Consider the following 25,008-nt stretch of genomic DNA (forward strand, 5'->3'; position numbering starts at 1 on the left):
AACTATCCTCAATCTACATCAATCCAATAGCGCTCTTTACCAGCTCGAATATCCTCTAACGCTCCGCCATTAGCCAGAATCACTGCCCGACTGGCAGCATTATCACAATCGCAAGTCACTAGGACTCGTTTGATATTTTTACCTTTAGCTACTTGCAAACCTTGCCGCAACTGCTCTTTGGCCAATCCTTTCCCACGCGCAGACGGACGGATACTATAGCCGATATGCCCGCCTTCTTGGAGCAAATGGTCATTGAGCCGCAAACGCAAATTAAGAAAGCCCACTGCCTGACCATCCACAGCAAAAGCGACCAGTTGAATATAAGGCACAAAACCTTCTGGCAAGCCTAGACCTGCTTCAGCTAGCTGAATCGTCTCCAGCCAGTCCTCATAAACAAAATCCGCTCCGCCAAAGAAGCCATCCTGTCGGCTACCAGCCGCTTCAAAGTCAGCCAGCATCTCTAAAATCTTTTCCTTGTCTTCTAGTTTCGGTCGTCTCAGCTCCATAGTTCCTCCTGATACGAAGAGAGTGAGACCGCCTTGCGCCCCACTCTGACTTCTATTATTTCTTGTTTTTTTCTAAAAATTGCTGACGCAGTTTGGCTAATCGCTCTTTTTTGCCATTGCCTCCCCGCGAATGTTTTTCATGGAAACGCTGCACCTGAGCCTTTCCTTTATCATCCAATTGATACTTTCCCATCTTAATTTCCTTCGTACTTAATAGTTGAGCCATTCATGTGCTTGACTCGAGCTGATATTTCCTTGTGGCGGCCATTGACCATCGGACGGGCTTGTGGATTTCCTAAGTAACCGCAGGTCCGCTTGACCACGTCAACCGTCTTGGGATCGCTGTTGCCACAGTTTGGACAGGTGAAGCCCCGCTCGGTTGGCGTAAAATCTCCCTCAAAGTTACACTTGTAACAGCGGTCAATCGGTGTATTAGTTCCCAGATAGCCGACTCGGTGATAGGCATAGTCCCAGACAGCTTCCAGCGCCTTGGGATTTTGCTGCAGCACAGGATATTCACAATAATGGATAAAGCCGCCTGAGGCTCCTACTTCAGGATAAATCTTCTCAAAGTCCAGTTTCTCAAAAGGCGTTGGATTCTTGCGCACATCGTAGTGGAAGGAATTAGTATAGTATTCCTTGTCAGTAATGTCTGGAACGATGCCAAACTTCTCTGCATCCAAACGGCAGAAACGGTCGGTCAGACTTTCAGATGGCGTCGAGTAAACAGAGAAATGATAGTCATACTGCTCGGACCACTCTTCCACCCGACGCTTCATATCTTTGACAATAGCAACTGTAAAATCCTTGGCTTCTGGATTGGTCTCCCAATTACCGCCGTAAAAGACTGCTGCCACTTCATAGAGCCCGATATAACCTAGGGAAACCGTTGCCCGACGGTGAGTAAAGAGCTGGTCTACCTGATCATACTTGCCCAAGCGTTTGCCAAAAGCCCCATACTGATAAAGAATCGGTGCATTGGCTGGACTGGCTTCCTTGGTCCGCTCCACGCGGTAAACCAAAGCATCCTCAGCGATATTCATCCGCTCGTTAAAGATTTCCCAGAATTTATCCAGATCCCCCTCGGACTCAAGCGCAATCCGCGGCAGATTGACAGTAACGACGCCTAGATTCATACGGCCGGAGTTGACTTCCTGACCATTTTCATCCTTCCAGCCTTGTAGGAAAGAACGGCAGCCCATCGGTACCTTGAACGATCCAGTCAAGTCGATAATCTTGTCATAGGAAAGCACATCTGGATACATGCGCTTAGTGGCACACTCCAGAGCCAGTTCTTTGATGTCGTAGTTAGGCGTTCCCGGCTCGAGATTGAGCCCACGCTTCAGGGTGAAAATCAGCTTAGGGAAAATCGCTGTGCGGTGCTCGCTTCCCAACCCCTTGATACGGATATTGAGAATGGCCTTCTGAATTTCCCGCTCAAAACGATTAGTTCCCAGACCAAAGCCCAGCGAAGTAAAAGGAGTCTGACCGTTAGAGGTAAAGAGCGTATTGATCTCATACTCTAGCGACTGCATGGCATCGTAGATGTCCTTCTTGGTCTTCGCCCAGGCGTACTCTTCCTGCTTATCCGGCAAAACCCATTGCTCTGCATCCTTGAGGTGCTTTTGGTAATTAAGCTCAGCATAGGGCGCCAAGACCTCATCAATCCGATCAGCCGAACAACCGCCGTACTGGCTGGAAGCTACATTGGCAATGATTTGCGAGATTTGCGCTGTCGCAGTCTGAATAGACTTGGGACTCTCTACTTCTGCATTGCCAATCTTAAAGCCATTTTTCAACATGCCGTCAAAGTCAATCAGACAGCAGTTCGTCATTGGCGTATAAGGGCTGTAGTCCAAATCATGGTAGTGGATGTCCCCCTTCTGGTGGGCATTGGCCACATGAGGCGGCAGCATCTTAAGTCCAATGGACTTGCCAACAATCCCTGCGGTCAAATCCCGTTGGGTATTGAAAACATCGCTGTCCTTATTAGCATTCTCATTGACCACCGTCCGATCTTTGTTGAGAAGCTTGTCAATGGTAAAGTTGATATCAGTCGCTTTTGAGCGCTCAAAATCCCTTTGGGTGCGGTAAGTGATGTAGTTCTCCGCAATGGCATACTCCTTGGCATTTAAAAGCTCATGCTCAACGATGTTCTGAATCTCATAGATTTTGACATACTTAGCGAAGCGACTAGAAATCTCGGCCACAACACGGTCTGTGATGGTTTCGAGCTTAGCTTCCAGCATAGGCGTCATGGGACCAAGGTCCTGAGCCGCTCGTACCATAGCCTTATAGATCTTAGTCACATCAAAAGCTACTCTCCGGCCGTCTCGCTTCTCAACGTAGATGGTAGGCGCTGTATCAAATTTTGCTTCTCTTAAAATCATCACCAACACTTCCTCTTCTCAATTAATCATCTACCAAACATTATATCACTCCAAAATAAAAAATCAATATGTTGTGGTGAAATTGTTATTTTTTTATTTTACACACAACATATTGATTTAATTACTTGATTTGATAAAGCTTGAAGTGATTGAGTTTTAGGTTCACTTCTTCATAATCTTGAGAAATCTTCTTTTTCACATCCGAAAAGAGTTTCACATCTTTATTGACTAAGATAAACTTTGGACTTGCCTCGTTTAAAGCATTACGCAAGAAAATGCGATTTTCCTCCGTTCCTGTATAAAGCGACGGACTCAGTAGAGAAACAGCGGATAAACGCTGCGATTTTTTATAGAGGCTAGCTGTACTGTCCCAAGCATAAATGCTATCCTTGCTAGTGCTGTTTTCACGAATATGTTGGGCAGCCAGATTTCTCTCTGCTGAAACTCCGTTGGATAGAATATACTCATTTACAAACGGATAAGCTACGAGATAAAGCATCACAAGCAAAGGTAGAAAGAGTTGCTTGCCCAAGTAACGATTCCAGCTAGAAGCCTGGGTAGGCTTACGGTGGCGTCTTTCATGTCCATCCCTGTCTCCACCTGTATCCAGCCACAAAGCCAGTAACAGCAAGGCAAAAGGCAGAGTCGTCAACAATTGATAAGCACCCTTCTCTGGCAGACCCAGAACACCAACAAAGCTGATAGGAAGACCTAGCAAACCAATGAAGCGCATGCCACGTGCAGCAGTTGGTTCTTCTTTGAAAGCAAAAGCCGTCATCAACGCTGTCGCAAAACCTAATCCTAGGAAAAGCAAACCATAATAAAGCAAATGATCGAATATATAGCTGCCATTAAGACGAAAAGCCTCTAGAACATAAGTAGCTTGGCTAATCGCTACACCAAAAGAACCATTCAAAACTGTATAGTAGCCCAGTGGATAAAAGACTAGAGAAAAACCTAATAGACCTGCCAGCAATTGATAAAAGCCACGCGCTTTTCGCTTGTCAGCGATATTGTACAGAAGCAAAAACAGCGTCGTCAATGAGTAAAAGAGCAGACTAAAAGCTGGCTCGATTAGAAAAGCCAAGGCTCCAACCATCCCAAAACGAATAAAAGACTCATCGCGGACACGCCCTTGTAAGTACTTCACAAGATGGTACAAACTCCGAAAGATAAATGGGAAAGCAAAAATAATAGAATAGGTTCCGCCAAATCCCAGTGTCAGTACAAACAAATAGAACAGGATTGTAATCTGGCGAGCTAGACCACTTCTAACCGTTATTTGTGAAATTGTCTGGAAGAGATATATTCCTGCCAAGGTCAAAGCCACTACTTGGAAAAGTAAAAACAATAGCTGACCCAAAAATAAATTCCCCAACCAGCTTACCAAATAGTAGAGAAGACCGCTAGTTCCATAAATATCTGCATAGGCAACTTCTCCCTGAGTCAAGGCCCAGCCAGCATATAGATTTTGCGATTGCAAATTGGTGGCTAAGTTGGTTAGTAGAGGATTGATGATACTGGTCAAACTGACCAAGATACTCCAAAAAAATAGTTGTAAGGAAGGAAGCGGTTCGATTATCTTCTCTAACCGCCGTCTCTCACTCGTATTTTGCCAAGTTTCTGCGGACATAGATACTAAAATTTCCACGTTTTCCTGCTGATTTCTATCGTTCATAAAAGTTCTCCTTGATTTCCATACTCTATAGTATATCAAAAAGCACTCTTTCTGTCAGCCTTATCTTGGCTCCCTTTCTTTTTCTGGCTCTTCTTTGCCAAGCGCTCCAAATCGCGGAATCTTAGGTAAACTAGCCGCTCTTCTGGACAAGAAAGCCGATAAATTATTTTTGCTATTTCCATCTATAATCCTCCTTTGATTCTCTATCCCCTATTTACTATTCGTAAAATAAAGACAGTAATCACAAGAAAGCAGGATTTGTAGCTAATGTCTCAGCAAAAGACAGAAAAAAGGGGCTGGGACAAAAGTCCTAGCCTCTCAATTGTCTTTGGATTGTCAAGCAAGACGCAGGGGTTGAGTGGGCTCTACTACGCTGATTTCATCAGCTTTTACAGCCCTACTCAACTGTGCGGAGGTGGGACAACGAAATCGAATTCTAACGAATGACCGATTTCTGTCCCACTCTCTTTAAAGTAGCGGAGCAAATAATTGCATGATTTCCTTTAGCAAACGCTGGTACCAGCTATTCTGGAGGGTTTCAAGGGAGATTTCTTTGGAAACATCAAACAAATCTTCAAAATCCTGCTTAATATCCGCAATCGTTTCTGTCTGATACATAAGGACGGCATTTTCATAATGATGCACCAGACTACGGTAGTCAAAATTAATAGTTCCGACCACGGCTAACTCATCATCCGAAATAACGTTCTTACTGTGGATAAAACCAGGAGTGTACTCATAAATCTTAACACCAGCCTCCAGCAAGTCTGGATAGGCACCACGAGTGACTATCTGAATCAGCTTCTTATCAGGAATAAATGGCGTCACAATGCGAACGTCCACCCCTCTCATGGCTGCATTTTTGATATCCTCTGTCAAATCATAGTCAATAATCAAATAAGGGGTCGTGATATAGACATAATCGATGGCTTGATTGATAATATTCTGGTAGACGGCCTTACCCACCTGTTCCTTGTAAATTGGCTTAGGCCCGCTCCCGTAAGGAATATAAAGCCCCTTACCTTCCACTCGCTGGCTGTCAAAATGATAACGGTCAAAATCCGTAATTTCCCCGCGATTGATGTACCAATTCATTAGGAAAAGACGTGTCAAAGCCTTCACTGCTCGACCTTCCAAACGGACACCGCCATCTTTCCAATGCCCGAAGCGCACGATATGGTTGATATACTCGTCTGCCAGATTGATTCCGCCCGTATAGCCGACTTGCCCATCCACCACCAAAATCTTGCGGTGGTCACGATTGTTATAGGCTACCGTCATCCGCGGAATCACCTTATTAAACTTATGGGCATCAATTCCCATCTTGCGCAGCCTTTTCGTATAATCTCCTGGTAGAGTCGCCATACAGCCAATATCATCGTAGAGCAGCTTGACTTCAACTCCCTGCTGGACCTTATCTACCAAAATCTCAAGGACACGATTCCACATCAAACCGGGATCAATGATATAAAACTCCAGAAAAATGAATTTCTTGGCCGAACGCAAATCATCCAGCATGGCCTCAAACATCTCTTCACCAAGGAAGAAATACTGCGAAGCCGTGCCATCGTAGACATCAGCATTGTGGTCCATACTCAGCAAGGACTTGACAATGCCAAAGGCTGATTTATTCTCCTGCTTGAGTTCGACTCGCAGGTCATAGCTGTTGTCCTCTCGAAACTTCATTGAGTCCATTTTTTCCAGCTGCTGAATTTCTTTTTTGGAAAGGCGCCGCTCACCAATCATCAGATAAAGCAAGAAGCCAAAAACGGGCACAACTGCAAACAAGAGCCAAGTCACCTTGCTTTCGGGAGGCATATTTCGATTGACAATGGTCAAAATAGTCCCAATGTATAAAGAAACAATGACAAGGGCTGACAACCAATTAGGCACCAAAAGATTAAAATAGAAAAAGGCCGCAAAAACAAGAAATAATTCTAGTAACATGATAATGATGCTGAAACCATACTTGGACATCAGCAAACGAAACTTGCCTAGATCCATCTCAATCCTCCCTCGTCTCATATTTCATCTAGTATAACAATAATTAGCAGCAATTTCAAAACTTTTTAAAAGAAAATAACCTCTAGTCTAAGATTAAAGAAAGCCCTAGCACTCCGATATTTACAAACGCAAAAAGCTGGAGCGTCTGTCCAGCCTTTTGTAGGATATTCCTTTTTGAAAATTATTGCTTGGTGAAGATGATTGTGTCGTCATCATCGTTTTCCTGCGATAAATCTTCCAGAGTCAGTTGTTTTCCCTCTACTCGATAACGCTTAACGTCATCTCCAACGATCATAGTTTGATTAGTTGGATCAACTTGCACCTGTTCAATTTCCTGCTCACCGTCGCGTTCGACTTTGGTCAGGGTTCCTTTATTTCCAGAAACTTCTAGAGTTAGAGCATCGCCTTCATGAGTGGCCTTATAGGTCCCATCTAAGTCACTAGCAGCCGTTTGACTAGAGGTAGAAGCCTCTGAACTACTAGTATTTGCGCTATTGTTTGTATTGCTACTTGCCTTGCTATTTGATGACACTGTCTCAGATGACTGAGAAACAGAGGAACTCGCTTGAGATTGAGCAGCCTGATTGGATGGATTTTGACCAGAATTGCCACAAGCTACCAATACAAAAGCGGTCATAGCCGTAAGGGCTGAAAGAACTAATTTTTTTGAAACCTTCATATCGTTTCTCCTTTCTTTGTTCCACTTCTATTTTACCAAACAGGGCTTTCTATGGTCAACTTATACACTCTGGAGGTAGGCTCGAACCTCTGCAATAAAATAAAGCGAGCCCGTTACAAAAAGAACTTGGTCAGCCGTCTGCTCTTGTTTGAAATTCTCGATAAAGGCTCTATAATCCGCCACATAATCAAAGTCCGCAGCTTCTGCCTGCCCCACAGATTCCCCATAGTCAAAGCTAGTCACCGTCACCTGAACCTCTGGCAGAGTCTCCTGCAAATAGGCCAGCATACCGCTATAATCCTTGCGCTTTAAAGCTCCAAACAACAGGCTGCATGTCTTGCCCTTATGCCCCTTGATAAACTCGACCAGACGCGCCAAAGCTGGTAAATTATGGGCACCGTCCAGATAGATATTCGGACGAATTTCCTCTAGCCGCCCCGCCCAATGGGTCTTCCGCAAAGAAGAAGGAAGCAGAGAAAAAGCAATTTCCCAGCCCATTTGCTTCATAAAAAGCAGAAAGGCCTGCAAAGCCAGCGCTGCATTTTCTTCTTGGTAAGCACCCTGCAGTCCCAAGGTTACATGCGATAAAAGAAGATCTTGATTCTTAAAAGAACCATCAGAAAACGAAAAATCTCGCCCGTATTCATACAAATCCAAGTCCAAACTTGCTGCCCGCTGCTCACAGACCTGACGAGCCTCCTCCGGCAAGGGGCCAATGACTGCTGAACGACCTTTTTTGAAAATGCCAGCTTTCTGCTCCGCAATCGCTGTAAGCGTCCGCCCCAACGTCTCCTGATGATCCAAGCCCACCGATGTGACCACTGCAACTTGCCCATCCAAGACATTGGTCGTATCCAGAAGTCCGCCAATCCCCACCTCGATAAGAGCCAGATCAACCTGCTCCTCTCTGAAATAAAGAAAGGCCAGCAAGGTCAAGATTTCAAAATAAGATAGCTGGTCGTGAGTCTTGACCAATTCTCTCTCCATCTCCTTAATCTGCCACCCCAAGCGAACAAAATCAGCATCCGAAATCGGCAGCCCATTGATACAAATACGGTCATGAACGCTGATCATATGCGGAGATGTAAAGCTAGCTACCTTTTTCCCCTGATCGGCAAATAAATTCCGCATAAAAGCAATAGTAGAGCCCTTGCCATTCGTTCCCGTCACATGAATGACGGGGTAAGCCCCTTCAGGATTCCCCAGCAAATCTACCGCTCTCTGCATCCGTTCCAGACCTGAACGAAAATTTAGGCCAATACGACCATTCAACCATTTTTCAATCTCATTCATCATTTTTCCTACATAAAAAGAGAAGCGAAGCGGACTTCAAATGTGAATCACCACTCGCTTCTCTCTTTTCTATTCTTTGTAAAGAAACTAGCTGTGGCCAAGCCGTGATAAGTTCTCCAACTGGCTGATTTTCTAGTTTCTAGTTGCTATACTCAGGCTAAAAAGGTCTCCCAAACCTTCCTCGCTCTCTGGTTTTCAAGCTCAGGCTAAAAATGTCCCCCGGACCTTCCTCGCTTTCTAGTTTTCAAGCTCGGGCTAAAAAGGTCCCCCGGACCTTTTTACTCCTCCATAAAGCTGTTGAAGACTTCTTCAATCATATCCCACTCTGCATCAGAGTCTTCTGGAATTGGTTCCAATTCGCCTTCTGTGCCGTCTTCATTTTCAGTAAATGAGTAAGCTTGGATTTCAACTTCGCCGTTCTCATCTTCTTCAGCATTCACTGGTACCAAAAGTACGTAATTTTTTCCGAACTCTTCCTTACCATCAATGGTCAGAAGAATTTCAAATAAATTCTCGTTCCCTTGCTCATCTACCAAGGTAATCAATTCAGGCTGTGCCTGTTCGTGGTCATGATTATGATCGTGTGCCATAATTGTTTCCTCAATTCTTTCTAAAAGTTTCTATCTAAATAATTTTGTAAAATTAGCTGAGCCGCCAATTTATCAATCACTTTTTTGCGCTTGCTGCGGCTGACATCTGCCTGTTCAATCAGCATGCGCTCAGCAGCCACTGTCGTCAGACGTTCGTCCTGATACTCGACTGGAATTTGGAAAAGCTGGGCAATCTTCTCACCATAAGCCTTACTCGCTTCCACTCGTGGACCGCTGGTATTGTTCATATTTTTAGGGAGGCCAAGCACAAACTTGTCCACCTTATATTGCTCGACAAGCTCCGTCAAACGCTCAAAACCGAACTGCTCTTTCTCTTCATCAATCTGAATGATTTCAAGTCCCTGAGCGGTGAAGCCAAGTGGATCGCTAATTGCGACTCCCACTGTTTTCGAGCCAACATCTAGTCCCATAATTCTCATCAGAGGTCAATGCCTTGCCCTTTCAGATAATAACGCACCAGTTCCTCTACGATTTCATCGCGTTCGTATTTACGAATCTGATTTCGAGCATTATTATAACGAGGCACATAAGCAGGATCTCCACTCAGCACGTAACCTACGATTTGATTGATTGGATTGTAGCCCTTATCATTGAGTGACTTGTAGACATCGGTCAAAGTCTCGCTAATTTCTTTTTTGTTTGAATCATCAAGATTAAAACGTACAGTTTCGTCTGTAAATCCCACAATTACACCCTCTTTCTTTAAGAATACCATCATTATAGCATAATTACAGCAGTTTCACAAACTTAATCCATGTAAATTTTCTACTTTTTCGACATTTTTTCAACTATTTACCGCTCCTTCCCATCAAAAAACTAGCCCTTTTCAAAGGCTAGTTTTCATCAGAAATATTAGGACGGATTGCTAATTTCCTTGCCCCCTTCATCTTGGAAGGACTTGATAAATTCTTCTGGAGTCTGAGACTTCATTTGGCTAAAGATTGGCCCATAGGTCGGTACTTTAGAAGCCGCATCATAATCAAGATTTGTCGGATCAATAATAAAATCAATATCAACAGTGCCTTTTTCAGTCACTTTAACATTCACTTGAATACCTTTTACTTGTTCAAGTTTATCCACTCCTGAACTTTGCTTGAAGCTCTTGCTCACCTCTTCTTGCAGAGAGGACAAGTCTTGACCAGCCAAGGCAGACTTAGCTTCTTCTGGCAAATTTTGTGAAATAGCAATATTCACTTTTTCATACTTCTTGCCCGCGTAGGTAACTGTCAAGGTCATCGTTTGATCGAGCCCTTGTACCTTTTGATTTAACTGATAAGACTTGGTAACCGATTTATCTTTTGCCTTGCTTTGAACAGACTGATTGCTACCAGCTTTTCCACTATGTGATTGTTGTCCACAAGCCGTCAACACCGCCAAGCTAGCCATTAAAAGTACTACTGATTTTTTCATTTCTTTCTCCTTTTTGGTTTTCTATGATTGACAAGAAGCTTCCTTACTGTTGCTCCTCAGCCCCGTTCATCAATAAATTATTGATATATTCTTCAGGTGGCATCTTTGTCATTTCTTTTAGATTGCTATTTTTAAAATAATTTAAAGTGAGTGCCTTTTCAATATCCAAATTGTCAAAATCATAGGTTGACGTGATTTTCATTTCATTTTCATTAAGAATCTGAACGGTTCCAGTGAAACCAGCAACAGTTTTTGCCTGAGTATAGTCCGTATCCTTTTGCATTGATTCATCCAAGAGTCGCTGAGTCTCCTCCAGCCCCACTTCTTTAATCGCATTTTTGATACTATCATCCGTTGGAGTAATTCTCTCCATAATCACCTTGATAAAACGTTTCCCTTGATAAGTGATAATTTGACTAGATTGAATTCCTTGCTCATCTTTGGGGAAAACTAGCTTTTTGGTGATGACTTCCTGCTTTTCAGCCTGACTGATAATGGGAAGATTAGTTGTAATTTCCTCTTTTTTCCCCTTTGGCTTGTCTGCTTTCTTATGAGCGCAGCCAGTCAATATCACAGCTGCTAAGCCAAAAATTAGTAAAAATTTCTTCACGTTCTGTCCTCCTCAGAGATATTGTATCATAGTTTAACCGCTTGTCAATCATTTTTAGGTAATGAGACAGAAAAAAGGCAGCCTAAAAGGCGCCTTTCCTTATCTAATTATAGAGCTGCTCGTAAGCGAGCTTCTGTATTCTCAACATTGCGCACTGCACGAGGTAAGAAGGCACGGATATCATCTTCCTTGTAACCAACTTGGAGACGCTTGTCATCCACCAAAATCGGACTTTTCAGAATCCGCGGTGTTTCCATGATAATGTCAATAACTTCGTTCACACTCAAATCTTCAATATCAACACCGAGTCCTTTTGCATAACGGTTTTTTGAAGATACAATGCTAGCAATGCCATTTTCAGTTTTTGCTAAAATATCAAGAATTTCTTCTTTGGTAATTCCTTCCTTACCAAGGTTTTGCTCCTTGTAAGTCAATTGATGGGCGTTTAGCCAGGTCTTTGCTTTTTTGCAGCTAGTACAACTTGAAACCGTATAAATTGTGATCATGCAAGTACTCCTTTCGCTACACGATACTACTATCGTAGTATATTATACCACAAAAACCATCGGTCTTGCGACCTATTTTGAAAAATTATTCCTCAATATCAAAGGCATCGTCTAGATCAAGAGTCACTTCTTCTAATTTTTCAAGAGAAGCCTCAGCCTTACCCTTCACTACTTCTGCTGGCTCATCATCTTCAATCAAGCCGTAACGTACACGGACTTGACGGTCGATTTCATCAAAGACTTCTGGATGATCAGCCAAATATTTCTTCGCATTTTCAGAACCTTGACCGATTTTTTCATCATTGTAGGAGTACCAAGCACCCGCTTTTTTGATGATATCCAAGTCAGTTGCAATCTTAATCAGCTCGCCTGTCTTAGAAATACCTTCTCCGTACATGATTTCCACAAAGGCTTCCTTGAATGGTGGAGCCACCTTGTTTTTCACAACCTTGATTTTGGTTTCCTTACCGACATTGGTATCCTTCGCATCACCCGTACCCTTGATTTGGGTATTGCCACGGACATCCAAACGAACAGAAGCGTAGAACTTCAACGCACGTCCACCTGGTGTTGTTTCAGGATTTCCAAACATAACACCAACTTTTTCACGAAGTTGGTTGATAAAGATGGCAATCGTCTTGGTTTTATTGATAGAAGCAGACAATTTGCGCATCGCCTGGCTCATCATTCGAGCCTGCAAGCCGACGTGGCTGTCACCGATATCCCCATCGATTTCCGCACGTGGTACCAGAGCTGCAACTGAGTCAATGACGACCAAATCAACGGCACCAGAGTCAATCAATTTACCAGCAATTTCAAGGCCTTGCTCGCCAGAGTCAGGCTGAGACAGCAGCAACTCATCAATATTGACACCCAGAGCTGCAGCATAGGACGGATCCAAAGCGTGCTCTGCATCGATAAAGGCTGCGATGCCGCCTTCTTTTTGAGCTTGAGCCACTGCGTGAAGGGCAACGGTTGTCTTACCAGAAGACTCTGGGCCGTAAATCTCAATAATCCGTCCCTTAGGATAGCCGCCCGCACCGAGGGCGATGTCCAAAGCCAGAGAGCCTGAACTCATGACTTGAACCTTTTGCTCAGCTCGCTCGCCCAGACGCATAATAGCTCCCTTACCGAAGTCTTTTTCAATGTTTTTTAGGGCATTGTCCAAAGCTTTTTGGCGTTCATCTCCAAATTTCTTTGTAATTTCATCCAAATTTTTCTGTTTTTTTGCCATTTATTTCTCCTATTTTTTTCTAAAATGTCTTTTGGCCATCTGTTCATTATACCAAAAATCAGTCCTTTAATAAAGTTTTTCGTACGAGGTTGAAGGCATGCATAACGGCAATCTTCCGCACATCCCGTCGGCTACGACCAGCAATATTGACCTCAATAATTTCCGTTTCTGATTCACTCGCTAAGCCGATAAAAACCGTTCCAGCTGGATGACCTTCCAGTGAATCTGGACCTGCCACACCTGTCAGACTGACAGCCAAGTCACTCTGAGTCAGCTTTCTAGCCTGCTCTGCCATTTTCCCAGCTGTAAAGGCCGAAACAACGCCGTGCTTCTTCAGCTCTTCCAGCGGAATATTTAACATCCGGCTCTTTTCTTCCATGCTGTAGGTGACAAAGCCACCTGAAAAAATAGCTGAAGCTCCAGCAAAATCAGCCAAGGTCGCTTGAAAGAGGCCAGCTGTCAAACTCTCCGCCGCCGAAATCGTCTTCCCTTGACTCTTGAGCAGATCAAAGGCCACCTGAGCCAAGGAATTGTCATCTCCATAACCATAGAAAATCTCTGACAATGACTGTTCCTCAAAAGTCTTGTGTGCTAAAATTTCCTTTTCCACAGCCTCAAACTTGGTGTCAGCTTCTGCCTGACTCAAGGCCTTGGTGGACAATCGCAAAGTAACTTCCCCTGTCTTTGCATAAGGAGCAATTGTGGGGTCACTCTGCTGCTCAATCATCTCTGACAAAATAGTCACTAGCTGACTCTCGCCGATACCAAAGAAACGCAGCACCCGTGAGTACAATTTCTGACCTGTGGATAAGAGGGGAACCAGCTCATTATTGACCATAGGTTTAAGCTCGCTAGGCGGGCCAGGCAAGACTACATAGGTCACTCCGTCTGCTTCTAACAATCCTCCGACAGCTAAGCCAGTCGCATTTGGTAGCGGAGTCGAGCCTGTCACCAGCTGGGCCTGACGTTCATTGTTGGGCGTTCGGGCATAGTCTGGTCGGCTGGCAAAAAAACGATCCAACTTTTCCACAGCCTCAGGGTCGAACCTCAAATCTCGACCGACAAACTTAGCCAAGGTCTGCTTGGTCAAATCATCCTCTGTTGGCCCCAAACCTCCTGTCAGGATAATTAAATCACTGCGCTCTTTGGCAATTTCTAGGACAGAGAGAAGACGATTTTCATTGTCCCCCACTGCTGTCTGAAAATAGACATCAATTCCTAGACTAGCTAGCTTTTCAGATAAAAATTGGGCATTGGTATTGACAATCTGACCTGTCAGAATCTCGGTGCCCACAGCAATAATTTCTGCTTTCATAGAACCTCCTACCTTACTATTCGGAATTGGCTTTATTTTATCACAAAAAAGAGTAAAAAAGTTGATTTTCTTTTCAGGAAATAAAAAGAGCTGTCAACTTGATTGACAAAGTTGTCAACATCCTGTGGATAACTTTTGAAAATCTGTTTGTTATGGAGAATAACTGGATTGTTAGGCAGATGCTATTGGAAAAGGAACTTTTTCTTTTTATAATAAATATGAAAAGGATGTAAAGAAGAAACTTATTTATTTTACTAGAAAAGAGAGGGAATCATCATGAAAATTTCTCAAGTTCTCAAAGACATTCGTCAACATCATCAGCTCACTCAGGAAGCTTTAGCAGAAAGACTCAAGGTTTCCCGCTCTGCCATTGCCCGCTGGGAAAGCGAAAAAGGTATCCCTGATATTGGAAATCTCATCGCTATCAGTCGGGAATTTGATATCAGTCTGGACACACTCATCAAGGAGGACGAGCGTTTGGAGAAAAAGGTCATCGAAGACAGCAAGGCTAAAAAATGGCATTATTTAGTTATCCTCTACCTTTTTTCCATCTTGGTTTACATTGGTGTCTCTGCTTATTTGCACCATATCTTTATGGCTGGCTTCCTCATCTCCACCCTCTTTATGCTCTTCTACGAACTGCGCATCTTTATCAAGGAAAAGATTTGGATGCAGAATGAGGAGTAATAATATTCACACTGTACAGAAAAGGCTTAGACAACTATCTTGTCTAGGCCTTTTTTTCGTCATTCTTTAACTGACTTTCATAGCGGAGACGGATGGTTGGCTCTCCGCGAAGGCTCAATCCCTCCTTTTCCCACATCAGTGTCATCCCAATTTTTTCTAAAACTCCTTGACTAGCAAGATTGGGCTTAGTCGTGTGGGCAAGAAATATCTTTATCCCCGGCATGTTCTGAGCCAATTCTTTCAAGGCTAAGGCTGCTTCAGTAGCATAGCCTTTTCTGTGGTAGTTAGCATTGACTGTATAGCCTATTTCCGCCGTTTCTTGTTCCGTATCTATTCGAAGGGAGATATTCCCAATTAATTTGCCTTCAGATTTCAACTCGATACCGTAGCGGCCCAAAGGAGCACTTAAATTATATAAAACAAGGCTCTCTCGGCTCTCTTCTATGCTTTGGTGCTCTGGATAATCATATTTTAATAATTCTCCATCTGAAGTATACTCATGATAATCCAACAAATCATCCATGGTCATGGGACGTAGGAGGAGACGCTCCGTCTCCAAGATACGATTCTCCGCTAAATATACTAAAGCTTTATTATCCATCCTTCATTTCCTTTATTAAAAATCTTCAAAATACTTAAAAAGTAGCCACTAGACTTTCGCTTTATTTACTTACCGCTCTACTGCTACATTAAAAAAATTGTTACCACAAAAGCAATGATATTATTGCAACAATGAAGGGCAATTGGATACCAGATATTTTTATCCTTTCTCAGATACAGGAGCGAGAGAAGAAGACCTGCGGCAATATAGGAAATAGCTGTCACCCACTCTGATAAGTCCCAGCTGTGCATATGAAGGGTGGCAAATAGAAAGGTTGTTAACACAATACCGAGCCCGTCAGAGAATTTTGCCAAGAAAGTGCCTAGGAAAAAGCGACGGAAGAAAAACTCTTCAACAATTGGCCCGATAAAGCAACCGATAACCAAGATTAAAAATGGATTTTTCAACAAGGCACCTTGAATATTGGCTTCATTCTGTCCCTGCAGTGGCAAGCCTAGACTGTGTTTAATCAGAGCTGAAAGCAAGTTGCAGGCAATGGACAGGAGGAAAACGAAGACCATATACAAGGAAATCGTTTTTAGAAATTCCTTCTTTTTAGTCAGAATCAAGGCCAGCTGCTCCTTTAATTCTTCACGATAAGCTAAAATTCCCAAGATAAATAAAAGGAAATAAACTGGGTAAATCAACCAATTTATCCCAATCAACTGCAAGCCTCTACCTAGGAATAAGATCGTATAGAGGGTGATAAAAATAAGGAGAAATTTTCTTGTTTTCATTGTTCTACTTCCAATCACAATTATTTTCATGGTCATTGATAAGGCCAGCTGCTTCTAGGAATGAATAGACACAAACTGGACCGACAAATTTGAAGCCTTGCTTTTTCAGCGCCTTGGACATAGTTTCTGACAGCTCTGTCTTAGTAGGGGCTTCCTTGTAGTTCGTAATTTGATTGTCAATCGTTTTGAAATCGACAAAGGACCAGATATAGTCGTTAAAAGAGCCAAACTGCTTTTGAACAGCCAAAAAAGCTTGAGCATTATCCCTGGTCGCATAGATTTTCATCTTATTGCGAACGATATCAGGATTGTCCAAAAGAGCATCCAGATCCGCATCCGTCATCTGGGCAATTTTCTGGGCATCATAGAAATGAAAAGCTTCCCGAAAAGCCTGACGTTTATTGAGAATGGTCTCCCAAGAAAGTCCAGCCTGATAGGTCTCCATGCAAAGCAATTCAAATAATTTTTGATCATCATGGAGGGGCTTGCCCCACTCCTCATCATGATAGGCCACATACAAAGGGTTATTCATTTTTACCCAGCCACAACGTTTGGTCATATCTTCCTCCTATTTCACCAACATCTTAAGGGCAGACTTGATATAGTTTTCCGCCGTATCAGTCGTGCCTTCAAAGAATTTCTTGATTTTCTTAAGTTCCGCGGCTTTGTAGCCCAGAGCCAGCATGACTTCCATGGCTTCTTCCAACTCTTGGTTTTCATTGCTAGCTTGCACTGCAGCCTTGGCAGGAAGTTCGTCACCAGCTACTGCCACTTTGCCCTCCAGATCCAGCACCATCTGCTGGGCTGTTTTCTTACCAATCTTAGGAAACTTGGTCAGGTAGGTGATGTTTTTCTGCTCAATGGCTTGCACTAAACCAGCATTATCATCTGCGGCAATGATAGCCAAGGCAGACACTGGCCCAATACCTGAGACTGAAATCAAGCTGAGAAAGAGTTGCTTCTCCTCCTCGGTCGCAAAGCCGTATAAGAGCTTCGCATCTTCTCTCACCACTTGGTGCACATAGACCTTGGCTTCCTGATTAAGATGTCCTGAGTATGCATAAGGATTGGCCACATGAAGAATATAGCCGATCGAGTTGACTTCCAATACAATGTATTTGGCTGTGATTTTACTGATGATTCCTTTAAAATATTCGTACATAATCTTCCTTCTTTTGGTATCGTTTTGCCCATCTAGTATATCATATTTTCTGTCTGGAAACTGCAAATAGAAGTGCAACCGGTGGTTGACAAAATGTACAGGAAGCTGTATTCTCAAGATATCTAAAAGCTGTTAGGATAGAGTTAGCAAAGAAAAGGAGGCTGCGATCATGAAACTCGCTGATAAATTATTTGAACTAAGAAAAGAAAAAGGCTGGTCACAAGAAAAGCTAGCTGAACAAATCAATGTCTCTCGCCAAAGCATTTCCAAGTGGGAATCTGGCCAAGCGCTGCCAGAGCTGGAAAAAATTGTAGAGCTGAGCAAAATTTTCCAGGTGACGACAGACTATCTGCTTTTAGAAGAAAGCGACAGGCCGGAAAGGAAACCCATCCTCTCAGAAGACGAAAAAGACCACTACTATAAGGAAGTGAAATCTTATGGCTTCTGGCAGGTTCTGTATATTTTTGTATCAGCCCTGGCTATCTTTCTCTTTTTCGCAGGTTCTAGCTTTCCAGCAACATTCAATGCGCTGGTCTGGTTAACCTTCTTCCTCCTAGTTGCATCAGCAATGGCTATTAACAAGGCGCTAAAGATTAAGGAAAAGTATCTGGACAAGGTTATCGGCTTTGATGAGGATTCTAAGAAGGAAGATGCTAAAGATGAAGCTAAAAACTGACAATCCCATACCTGTCAAAACTCGTCTGAAAGAGCTGTTTGGAGACTGGCTCTTCATTTCGGGCTACCTCATTGCTCTTTTTTTACTAGCTATGGGCTTTTACAATCTGGTTCTAGGAGGCATTCCGGCATTCACTGAAGCTCAGAGCCAACTTCTGGCTTTTTCTACCTCAGTCCTGCCTCTAACTATCATCTTTGCTTGGCTAGACTATAGAAAAGGCAGTTTTGGCAAGCGCTGGGCAGGTTTACAGTTGGTTTACAAACATAGGAGCTTTGCTCACAGCCTTTTGCGCTCTGCTATCAAGTTTTTCCCTTGGCAGCTGGGACATATGGGAGCTAGCCGTAGTGCTTATCAAGCAGATACCCTGTCAATTTTCTTGTCAACTTCAGCAGGTATTCTCTTCTTGATCTTTCTGCTGATGGGATTGCTTCGCAAGGACAAACGCCATCCAGCTGATTTGATAGCTGGAACGCAAGTTCAGCTCAAAAATTCAAAACAGCTCTAGTTCCATGACTAGGGCTGTTTGATTTTCTATAGAGTTTAGTATTTCCCCAACTCCCGCAGGCTAGTATGATTTTCCTGAATGCGGCGGAACATTTTTTCCATATCCGACTTGGTAAAATTGACCAAAACCGGCCGGCCGTGTGGGCAGTTGTAAGGATTGTCACACTGGGACAGCTGAAAGAGCAAGTCGCGCGCAGAGTAGTCATCCAGACTGTGATTGGCCTTGATGGAGCGTTTGCAGCTCATCATAATGGCTAGCTCTGCTCGATATTTCTTGATAGAAACTTCCTTGGTCAGGAGAAGCATGTCACACATCTCATAGATGCCAGCCTCAATCTCCTCTTCCTTGAACCAAATGGGATGCTCACGGAGGATAAACTGGTTGGCTCCGTACTCTTCTAAAAAGATGCCAGCATCTTCTAATAGCTCCATCCGCTGCTTGATTCGCAGCATATCGTCCGCTGGAAATTCAAAGATATAGGGCACCAAGAGCTGCTGCTGGCTATTGTCCACATCCCCAATCTTCTCCCGATAATACTCATACTTGACCCGCTCTTGGGCAGCATGCTGGTCAATAATGTAAAGACCACCCTTGCCCTGAGCAAAGAGATAGGTACCATGCATCTGGCCGAAATATTCTAACTCTGGGAAGCTTGACTTCTCTTCCTGTTCCAACTTATCCACAGCCCGCTCCAGACTAGCCTGGTCTAGCTCTGGATGGTCTAGTTGGTCATAGCTAGCCGGCTTTCGCTCTGCAAATTTGACCGAAGTTGATTGTGGCGGTTCTGCTTTTTTGTCAGTATTTGCCTGAAAAGGCTTTGCTGACTCTTCGAAAGATAACTGCTGCTCTGCCACCTGTGACTTGAGGAAGAAGTCATTCTGCTCCTTATCGTAGTAGAGGCGATTTTCTTTAAGTGGGAGGCTGGTCTGTTCGGGCTTAGCTGCGCGCTTAACAGTTGATTTAGCTAGATTTTCCAAAGCATCAGGGATAAGGTCCTGCTCCTTGAGACTGGTCGCAATGGCTTGCGAAATCAAGGTCATGAGTTCGCGCTCTTTAGAAATGCGCACCTCTTGCTTGGTCGGATGGACATTGACATCGGCCAGATAGGGGTCAATCTGAATATTGATGACCGCTAGTGGAAAGCGGCCTACCATAAGCTTGCTGCCGTAGCCGTCCAAAATAGCACGATTAAGCAGGAAATTCTTAATGTAGCGGCCGTTGATGAGAATCGTAATATAATTCCGATTCGCACGAGTCAGTTCAGGCAGGCTGACATAGCCACTCACTTCAAAATCCAAATCTGAAGCAGAGATTTCCACCATTTTCTTGGCTGTTGCCAGACCATAGATGCCTGCAATAGCCTGACGCAGATTGCCACTGCCGGCAGTCCGTGTCATTTCGCGGCCGTCGCTGATAAGGGTGAAAGCCACTTCTGGATGGGCCAGACTAAGTCGATTAATCACATCAACGATATGGGACAGCTCAGCCTGCTGGCTCTTCATATACTTGAGCCGGGCCGGAGTATTGAAGAAGAGATCTTCTATCTTGATTTTCGTTCCCACTGGACTGCTGGTAGGCTCATGCTCTTCGATCTCACCGCCTTGGGCAACTAGCAGGGTCCCGTGCTGGCCAGCTTCCGTCGCTGTCTCAATGGTAAAACGCGAGACAGAAGCAATGGAAGGAATGGCCTCGCCACGGAAACCCAATGTCCGAATCCGAAAGAGATCCGCCTGCTTCTTGATTTTGCTAGTAGCATGACGTCGGAGGGCCAGAGGGACATCTTCGTGGTCTATGCCCTCGCCATTATCCGTTACCTGAATGCTCTTGAGTCCGGCCTCCTCGATTTCGATGGTAATCTGACTGGCACCCGCATCAATTGAATTTTCCACCAGCTCCTTGACCACGCTGCTAGGCCGCTCAATGACCTCACCGGCCGCAATCTGATTGGCTAGAATTTCTGGAAGTTCGATAATTTTTGACATCTTTTTCTCCGTATTTGTTCTGCTATCTATTATAACACATTGGGCCCTTTCTAGCAGAGGGCAGCCTTGTCTTGACCATTCTGCTCACAAGACCAACCAGATAGACTCAAATAGCTGCCACATAGACAAAAGGGCTTGTTTTCGCTGCCATGTTGCGGTTTAATAAAGGTGAAAGGAGGAAGTTATGAAAGTTAAGCTAAGAATCGATTCTCAAGTCACCGAAGACTCCGTCAGCATTGAGGCTCGCCTCATGACAGAAAGCATCCAGGAATTGGTCCACTTTGCTCAACATCTAGGCAAAGAAGACAAGATTCATGTCAAGAAAGAGGACGAAATCTATTTGCTGGATGCTAAGGAAATTCATCGAGTCTATACAGAAAATCGTCAGGTTCAGGTTCGAACAGCAAAAGACGGCTATCGAGCTCAACAAGCTCTTTATCAGTTGCTGCAGGTCCTGCCGGAGTATTTCCTGCAGATTTCTCAGTCGGAGATTATCAACAGCCGACAAATCAGCCACCTCAAGCTGACTCCAAATGGCCTGATTCAAATATTTCTGAAAAACGGCGACCAGACTTACTCGTCCCGCCGTTATCTCAAATCCATCAAAGAAAGGTTGCAATTATGAAAAGTCGTCTTAAAGAACTCTTTTTCGGAGGGATTGGAGGGATTTTCATCGGTCTCTTCTTCTCCATGATTGTTTCTTATTTTTACAATCCAGCTTATCTACCGCTGCACCCTCGCTCTACTACCGGCCACTTCTTTTTGAGCCAGCATGTCCATGTTTCCCTCATCATGCTCTACTGCATGCTTATCTGGTTTATCATGGGAGCTATTTTCAGATGGAGCGGAAGCTTCTTCAAAAGAGACTGGAGCATTCTGCGCTCCATCATCAGCCACTATGGTGTGATGATTCTGACCTTTGCACTTTTGGCTAATCTAGCTGGATTTTTCCCAAGAGAAAAAATACTCAGCCTGACACTGACTGCCGTCGGGGAATTCACCCTCATTTATCTGATTATTTCAGGCGTTATTTACTACCGCACCTACCGCAACATTCAAAAAATCAATAGCGGTTTGTCTAGCAAATCGTGAGAAATAAAAAGAGAGTGGAACAGAAATCGGTAATTCGTTAGAATTCGATTTCGTCGTCCCACCTCCGCACAGTTGAGTAGGGCTGTAAAAGCTGATGAAATCAGCGTAGTAGAGCCCACTCAACCACTGCGTCTTGCTCGACAATCCAAAGACAATTGAGAGGCTAGGACTTTTGTCCCAGCCTCTTTGTTTTTACAACTTCTTCTTGAGCTCGGCCACTGCCGCCATGACTTCTAGTGGAGTCATATTGTAGATGTCCAAGTCTCGTAGTTCAGTCAGGACTGAATTTTCCGTTCCTTCTGCGAAAAGAGACATCTGCTCCGCAACTTGTGACTGCTTCGGTCTGGATGCAGCAGGAAGCTCTGAGCCTAGTCCTGTATCCTGACTCTCCAAATGACTCAAAATGCTATCCGCCCGCTCCAGTAATTTCTCAGGAAGTCCGGCAATCTTCGCCACGTGAATCCCGTAGGACTTGTCAGCCGGACCCGGCTCAATCTTATGCAGGAAAGTCACCTGTCCGTCCCTTTCCAAGGTTGCCACATGGACATTTTCCAAATGCTCCAAGCTGTCCTCTAAGGCTGTCAGCTCATGATAGTGGGTGGCAAAGAGGGTCTTGGCTCCAGTATAATGATGAATATGCTCAATAATAGCCTGAGCCAGCGCCATCCCATCGTAAGTCGCTGTCCCACGGCCCAGCTCATCAAAGAGGATGAGCGAACGCTCGCTGGCCTGTCGAATGGCCCGATTGGCCTCCATCATCTCCACCATAAAAGTGGACTGACCCGACACCAGATCATCCGCAGCACCGATACGAGTGAAAATCGCATCGAATAGCGGCAGACTGGCAGACTGAGCAGGCACATAAGAGCCCATCTGTGCCATAATGACGATAATAGCCAGCTGGCGCATATAAGTTGATTTCCCGCTCATATTCGGCCCGGTAATCAGCTGGATGTCCGTTTCCTGGTCCAGCAGAATACTATTTGGAATATAGCTCTGGGCTCCCATGACCTTTTCCACAACAGGATGGCGGCCTTTTTCAATCTGCAGACGGCGCTCCGCAGTAAAGACAGGGCGCACCAAATGCTGCTGCTCTGCCACCGTAGCAAAGCTCTGCAGGACATCTACAGCTGCCAGGGTTTGTGCCAAGGACTGCAAGCGCTGGATGTATTTGCCAGCTTCCTCGCGAATCCGCATGAAAATCTCGTATTCCAGATTAGCAGATTTTTCACGCGCCTCCAGCATCTCTCCCTCAATCCGAGCCAGCTCCTCCGTTCCGAAACGCTCCGAATTTTTCAGGGTCGCCTTGCGGAAGAAATGACTAGGCACATGAGCCAGCTGAGAATTGGTCACGTGGAAATAGTAACCATCTTTTTTGTTGTAATCAATCTTCAGATTGCTGATGCCGCTGTTGGCACGTTCTTTGACTTCCAGCTCTGCAATCCATCCGGTCCCCTCCCTCAGCACAAGCCGATACTGATCCAAGGTCTCATCAAAACCGGTCTGAATAATATTTCCCTCGGTGATGATATGAGGTGCATCCGGCGAAATAGCCGAGCTAATCAAGCCCGCCAACTCTGGAATAGGATCCAAGCCCTCAATCAAACGAGCTAGATGCTGACTGCCGATTCCTTGCAGGATAGCCTTAATCTGAGGCACATTTCCCAATGTAGCTGCCAGCTGCAGTAAATCTTTAGGATTGGTCTTGCCAAAAGACACCCGACTAGCCAGCCGCTCGATATCGTAGACTCCCTTGAGGCTCTCCGTCAAATCACTCCGCTCAAAGAAATGTTCCAGAAAAACCTCGACGACATTCTGCCGCTGGATAATTCGCGCTTCATCAATCAGCGGACGCTGAATCCAAGAGCGCAGCATACGGCCGCCCATGGCCGTCTTAGTCTCGTCCATCAGCCAATAAAGACTGCCGTGCTTCTTGCCCGAGCGAGCATTTTCTGTCAAATCCAAACTCGCCTTGGTGGCATAGTCCATTTGCAGAAAGTCCTTGATTTCATAATGCTGGGCCTTCTTCAAATGATTGAGCTCTCTCATCTGGGTCCGGTGCACATACTCCAGCAATTTCCCTGCTGCCTGACGCTCCATAGGAGACAGCTCCTCGCCCAGCAGCTGGACATCGTCCAAGGCCGTCTGTACACAGGATAGCAAGAGGTTCATCTGTCCAGCCAAGACTTGCTCCTCAGCTTCTGGCAAGGCATAGCCCAGCACCACTTCCCTAGCTTTCAAATTGCGGATTTCCCCGCAGACCAAGGCAAAGTCCTCTAAACTAGTCACCTGAAACTCACCGGTCACCAAGTCCATATAAGCCAGACCATAGAGCCCCTCTGAGTAATCCAAAGCCACCAGAAAGTTATTCGCAGAGTCCGGCTTAGTAGAGTCCACCACCGTCCCCGGCGTGATAACCTGAACAACCTCCCGCTTAACAACCCCCTTGGCTTCCTTGGGATCTTCCATCTGCTCCGCAATTGCTACCTTATAGCCTGATTCGACCAAAACATCAATATACTGCTGAGCCGAATGATAGGGAACTCCGGCCATGGGAATTGGATTTTCAGCATTTTTATTGCGGCTTGTGAGAGAAATCTCTAAAATCTGGGCCGCATTGACCGCATCATCATAAAACAACTCATAGAAATCCCCCATCCGAAAGAGCAAGAAAGCATCTGGATAGTCCTTTTTGATATCCAAATACTGCTGCATGCCTGGCGATAACTTTTCTACTGCCATCTCTATCCTTTCTAAAAACAAACGAGGTCAGGACTTGCGTCTCAAACCTCTCCGTCAATTCTAAGCTTTTGGCTATTCCATACCTTCTTTGACACTCGTCTCGATTTCTCTAGCCGCTTCCTGATCCCGGCAAATCACGAGCAAGGTATTGGCCCCTGCAACGGTTCCTAAAATCCGACTATCCAATGAACCATCTACCACATTTGCCAAGACCGTCGCTTCGCCCAGTCCTGTACGGAAAACCAGCGTGAACTCCGCTCTAGAAACAGCCTGAACATGACTGGCCAGAAATCCAGCCAGATCCAATTCCTCTGCTTCATGAGCCAGCACATAGTAGACTTGCCCGTCTTTCTTCAGCTTGGTCAAGCCAATCTCTCTTAAATCCCGCGAGAGGGTTGTTTGGGTCACAAATATCCCCTCGTCTTCCAGTCTTTTTTGAATATCCTTTTGTGTTCCTAACTTTTCTTCCTTGATCATCCATTTAATAAGCTGATGACGCTCACTCTTTCTCATACTCGACCTCATTGACTGAATATTTATACTCTCAATTATATCAAAAAATCTATCTTATACCAAAAAAATTGAAGA

The 25,008-nt window shown here is 44.6% G+C and carries 28 protein-coding genes; 5 read left to right on the forward strand and 23 right to left on the reverse strand.

What is annotated here, in order from left to right:
* Positions 1–8: 8 nt before the first annotated feature.
* The 16 genes from D8872_RS03215 to D8872_RS03285 form a co-directional block, all read right to left on the reverse strand.
* Positions 9–506 carry a GNAT family N-acetyltransferase gene (locus tag D8872_RS03215; RefSeq protein ID WP_125389923.1) on the reverse strand — a complete coding sequence of 166 codons (498 nt, stop codon included), beginning with the start codon at positions 504–506 and terminating at the stop codon, positions 9–11.
* A gap of 55 nt (positions 507–561) precedes the next feature.
* On the reverse strand, positions 562–699 hold the full coding sequence (locus D8872_RS03220; RefSeq protein ID WP_005592063.1) for a hypothetical protein: 138 nt from the start codon (positions 697–699) through the stop codon (positions 562–564).
* A 1-nt stretch (position 700) separates the two neighbouring features.
* Positions 701–2,896 carry an anaerobic ribonucleoside-triphosphate reductase gene (gene nrdD, locus D8872_RS03225; protein ID WP_125390035.1) on the reverse strand — a complete coding sequence of 732 codons (2,196 nt, stop codon included), beginning with the start codon at positions 2,894–2,896 and terminating at the stop codon, positions 701–703.
* Between the two features lie 121 nt (positions 2,897–3,017).
* Complete coding sequence (locus tag D8872_RS03230) at positions 3,018–4,574, reverse strand: heme transporter CcmD (protein WP_125389924.1); 1,557 nt, start codon at positions 4,572–4,574, stop codon at positions 3,018–3,020.
* A 35-nt stretch (positions 4,575–4,609) separates the two neighbouring features.
* Complete coding sequence (locus D8872_RS10805; protein WP_185761377.1) at positions 4,610–4,756, reverse strand: hypothetical protein; 147 nt, start codon at positions 4,754–4,756, stop codon at positions 4,610–4,612.
* Positions 4,757–5,042: 286 nt separating this feature from the next.
* Complete coding sequence (gene cls / locus D8872_RS03235; RefSeq protein ID WP_125389925.1) at positions 5,043–6,578, reverse strand: cardiolipin synthase; 1,536 nt, start codon at positions 6,576–6,578, stop codon at positions 5,043–5,045.
* A 181-nt stretch (positions 6,579–6,759) separates the two neighbouring features.
* A complete protein-coding gene (locus tag D8872_RS03240) occupies positions 6,760–7,257 on the reverse strand; it encodes an SP_0198 family lipoprotein (RefSeq protein ID WP_125389926.1) in 498 nt (165 codons plus the stop codon).
* Between the two features lie 60 nt (positions 7,258–7,317).
* Positions 7,318–8,550, reverse strand: coding sequence for a bifunctional folylpolyglutamate synthase/dihydrofolate synthase (locus D8872_RS03245; protein ID WP_125390036.1), 1,233 nt, complete (start codon positions 8,548–8,550; stop codon positions 7,318–7,320).
* A 278-nt stretch (positions 8,551–8,828) separates the two neighbouring features.
* On the reverse strand, positions 8,829–9,140 hold the full coding sequence (locus tag D8872_RS03250; RefSeq protein ID WP_005591498.1) for a DUF1292 domain-containing protein: 312 nt from the start codon (positions 9,138–9,140) through the stop codon (positions 8,829–8,831).
* 20 nt (positions 9,141–9,160) lie between these two features.
* Positions 9,161–9,580, reverse strand: a complete 420-nt coding sequence (gene ruvX, locus D8872_RS03255) for a Holliday junction resolvase RuvX (protein ID WP_005591497.1) — start codon at positions 9,578–9,580, stop codon at positions 9,161–9,163.
* Positions 9,580–9,846 (reverse strand): IreB family regulatory phosphoprotein, encoded by a 267-nt coding sequence (locus D8872_RS03260; RefSeq protein WP_005592119.1) that lies wholly within the window; start codon positions 9,844–9,846, stop codon positions 9,580–9,582. The genes ruvX and D8872_RS03260 overlap by 1 nt, the downstream gene beginning before the upstream one ends.
* Before the next feature lie 167 nt (positions 9,847–10,013).
* Positions 10,014–10,571, reverse strand: coding sequence for an SP0191 family lipoprotein (locus D8872_RS03265; protein ID WP_045500214.1), 558 nt, complete (start codon positions 10,569–10,571; stop codon positions 10,014–10,016).
* Positions 10,572–10,614: 43 nt separating this feature from the next.
* Entirely contained in the window at positions 10,615–11,181 is a 567-nt protein-coding gene (locus D8872_RS03270) for an SP0191 family lipoprotein (RefSeq protein ID WP_005591494.1), read from the reverse strand.
* A 107-nt stretch (positions 11,182–11,288) separates the two neighbouring features.
* Positions 11,289–11,687, reverse strand: a complete 399-nt coding sequence (spx, locus tag D8872_RS03275) for a transcriptional regulator Spx (protein WP_005591493.1) — start codon at positions 11,685–11,687, stop codon at positions 11,289–11,291.
* An 85-nt stretch (positions 11,688–11,772) separates the two neighbouring features.
* Positions 11,773–12,921: a recombinase RecA gene (recA, locus tag D8872_RS03280; RefSeq protein WP_125389927.1), complete on the reverse strand. Its 1,149-nt coding sequence runs from the start codon at positions 12,919–12,921 to the stop codon at positions 11,773–11,775.
* A 58-nt stretch (positions 12,922–12,979) separates the two neighbouring features.
* Positions 12,980–14,236: a competence/damage-inducible protein A gene (locus D8872_RS03285; RefSeq protein WP_185761378.1), complete on the reverse strand. Its 1,257-nt coding sequence runs from the start codon at positions 14,234–14,236 to the stop codon at positions 12,980–12,982.
* A gap of 276 nt (positions 14,237–14,512) precedes the next feature.
* Between D8872_RS03285 and D8872_RS03295 the strand changes: the two genes are divergently transcribed.
* Positions 14,513–14,923 carry a helix-turn-helix domain-containing protein gene (locus D8872_RS03295; RefSeq protein ID WP_125389929.1) on the forward strand — a complete coding sequence of 137 codons (411 nt, stop codon included), beginning with the start codon at positions 14,513–14,515 and terminating at the stop codon, positions 14,921–14,923.
* A 43-nt stretch (positions 14,924–14,966) separates the two neighbouring features.
* Here the strand turns inward: D8872_RS03295 and D8872_RS03300 are convergent, their stop codons facing one another.
* The 4 genes from D8872_RS03300 to ruvA form a co-directional block, all read right to left on the reverse strand.
* Positions 14,967–15,524, reverse strand: coding sequence for a GNAT family N-acetyltransferase (locus D8872_RS03300; RefSeq protein WP_125389930.1), 558 nt, complete (start codon positions 15,522–15,524; stop codon positions 14,967–14,969).
* An 83-nt stretch (positions 15,525–15,607) separates the two neighbouring features.
* Complete coding sequence (locus D8872_RS03305; protein ID WP_125389931.1) at positions 15,608–16,261, reverse strand: CPBP family glutamic-type intramembrane protease; 654 nt, start codon at positions 16,259–16,261, stop codon at positions 15,608–15,610.
* A 4-nt stretch (positions 16,262–16,265) separates the two neighbouring features.
* The gene (locus tag D8872_RS03310; RefSeq protein WP_125389932.1) at positions 16,266–16,820 is read right to left on the reverse strand and encodes a DNA-3-methyladenine glycosylase I; all 555 of its coding nucleotides are present in this window, start codon (positions 16,818–16,820) and stop codon (positions 16,266–16,268) included.
* Positions 16,821–16,829: 9 nt separating this feature from the next.
* Positions 16,830–17,423, reverse strand: a complete 594-nt coding sequence (gene ruvA, locus D8872_RS03315) for a Holliday junction branch migration protein RuvA (RefSeq protein ID WP_125389933.1) — start codon at positions 17,421–17,423, stop codon at positions 16,830–16,832.
* A 169-nt stretch (positions 17,424–17,592) separates the two neighbouring features.
* Between ruvA and D8872_RS03320 the strand changes: the two genes are divergently transcribed.
* Positions 17,593–18,099 carry a helix-turn-helix domain-containing protein gene (locus D8872_RS03320; RefSeq protein ID WP_125389934.1) on the forward strand — a complete coding sequence of 169 codons (507 nt, stop codon included), beginning with the start codon at positions 17,593–17,595 and terminating at the stop codon, positions 18,097–18,099.
* Entirely contained in the window at positions 18,083–18,604 is a 522-nt protein-coding gene (locus D8872_RS03325) for an RDD family protein (RefSeq protein WP_185761379.1), read from the forward strand. Before D8872_RS03320 ends, D8872_RS03325 begins: the two co-directional genes overlap by 17 nt.
* Positions 18,605–18,639: 35 nt before the next feature.
* Here the strand turns inward: D8872_RS03325 and mutL are convergent, their stop codons facing one another.
* On the reverse strand, positions 18,640–20,586 hold the full coding sequence (gene mutL / locus D8872_RS03330) for a DNA mismatch repair endonuclease MutL (RefSeq protein WP_125389935.1): 1,947 nt from the start codon (positions 20,584–20,586) through the stop codon (positions 18,640–18,642).
* Between the two features lie 184 nt (positions 20,587–20,770).
* Here mutL and D8872_RS03335 point away from each other — a divergent pair, with 184 nt between their 5' ends.
* Positions 20,771–21,211: a LytTR family DNA-binding domain-containing protein gene (locus tag D8872_RS03335; protein ID WP_045500179.1), complete on the forward strand. Its 441-nt coding sequence runs from the start codon at positions 20,771–20,773 to the stop codon at positions 21,209–21,211.
* Positions 21,208–21,678: a DUF3021 family protein gene (locus D8872_RS03340; protein WP_125389936.1), complete on the forward strand. Its 471-nt coding sequence runs from the start codon at positions 21,208–21,210 to the stop codon at positions 21,676–21,678. The genes D8872_RS03335 and D8872_RS03340 overlap by 4 nt, the downstream gene beginning before the upstream one ends.
* 192 nt (positions 21,679–21,870) lie before the next feature.
* Here the strand turns inward: D8872_RS03340 and mutS are convergent, their stop codons facing one another.
* Complete coding sequence (mutS, locus tag D8872_RS03350) at positions 21,871–24,420, reverse strand: DNA mismatch repair protein MutS (RefSeq protein WP_125389937.1); 2,550 nt, start codon at positions 24,418–24,420, stop codon at positions 21,871–21,873.
* A 72-nt stretch (positions 24,421–24,492) separates the two neighbouring features.
* A complete protein-coding gene (gene argR, locus D8872_RS03355; RefSeq protein WP_045500171.1) occupies positions 24,493–24,933 on the reverse strand; it encodes an arginine repressor in 441 nt (146 codons plus the stop codon).
* Positions 24,934–25,008 lie beyond the last annotated feature (75 nt).

This window comes from Streptococcus cristatus (assembly GCF_003943815.1).
In the GTDB taxonomy this organism is placed as follows: Bacteria; Bacillota; Bacilli; order Lactobacillales; family Streptococcaceae; genus Streptococcus; species Streptococcus cristatus_F.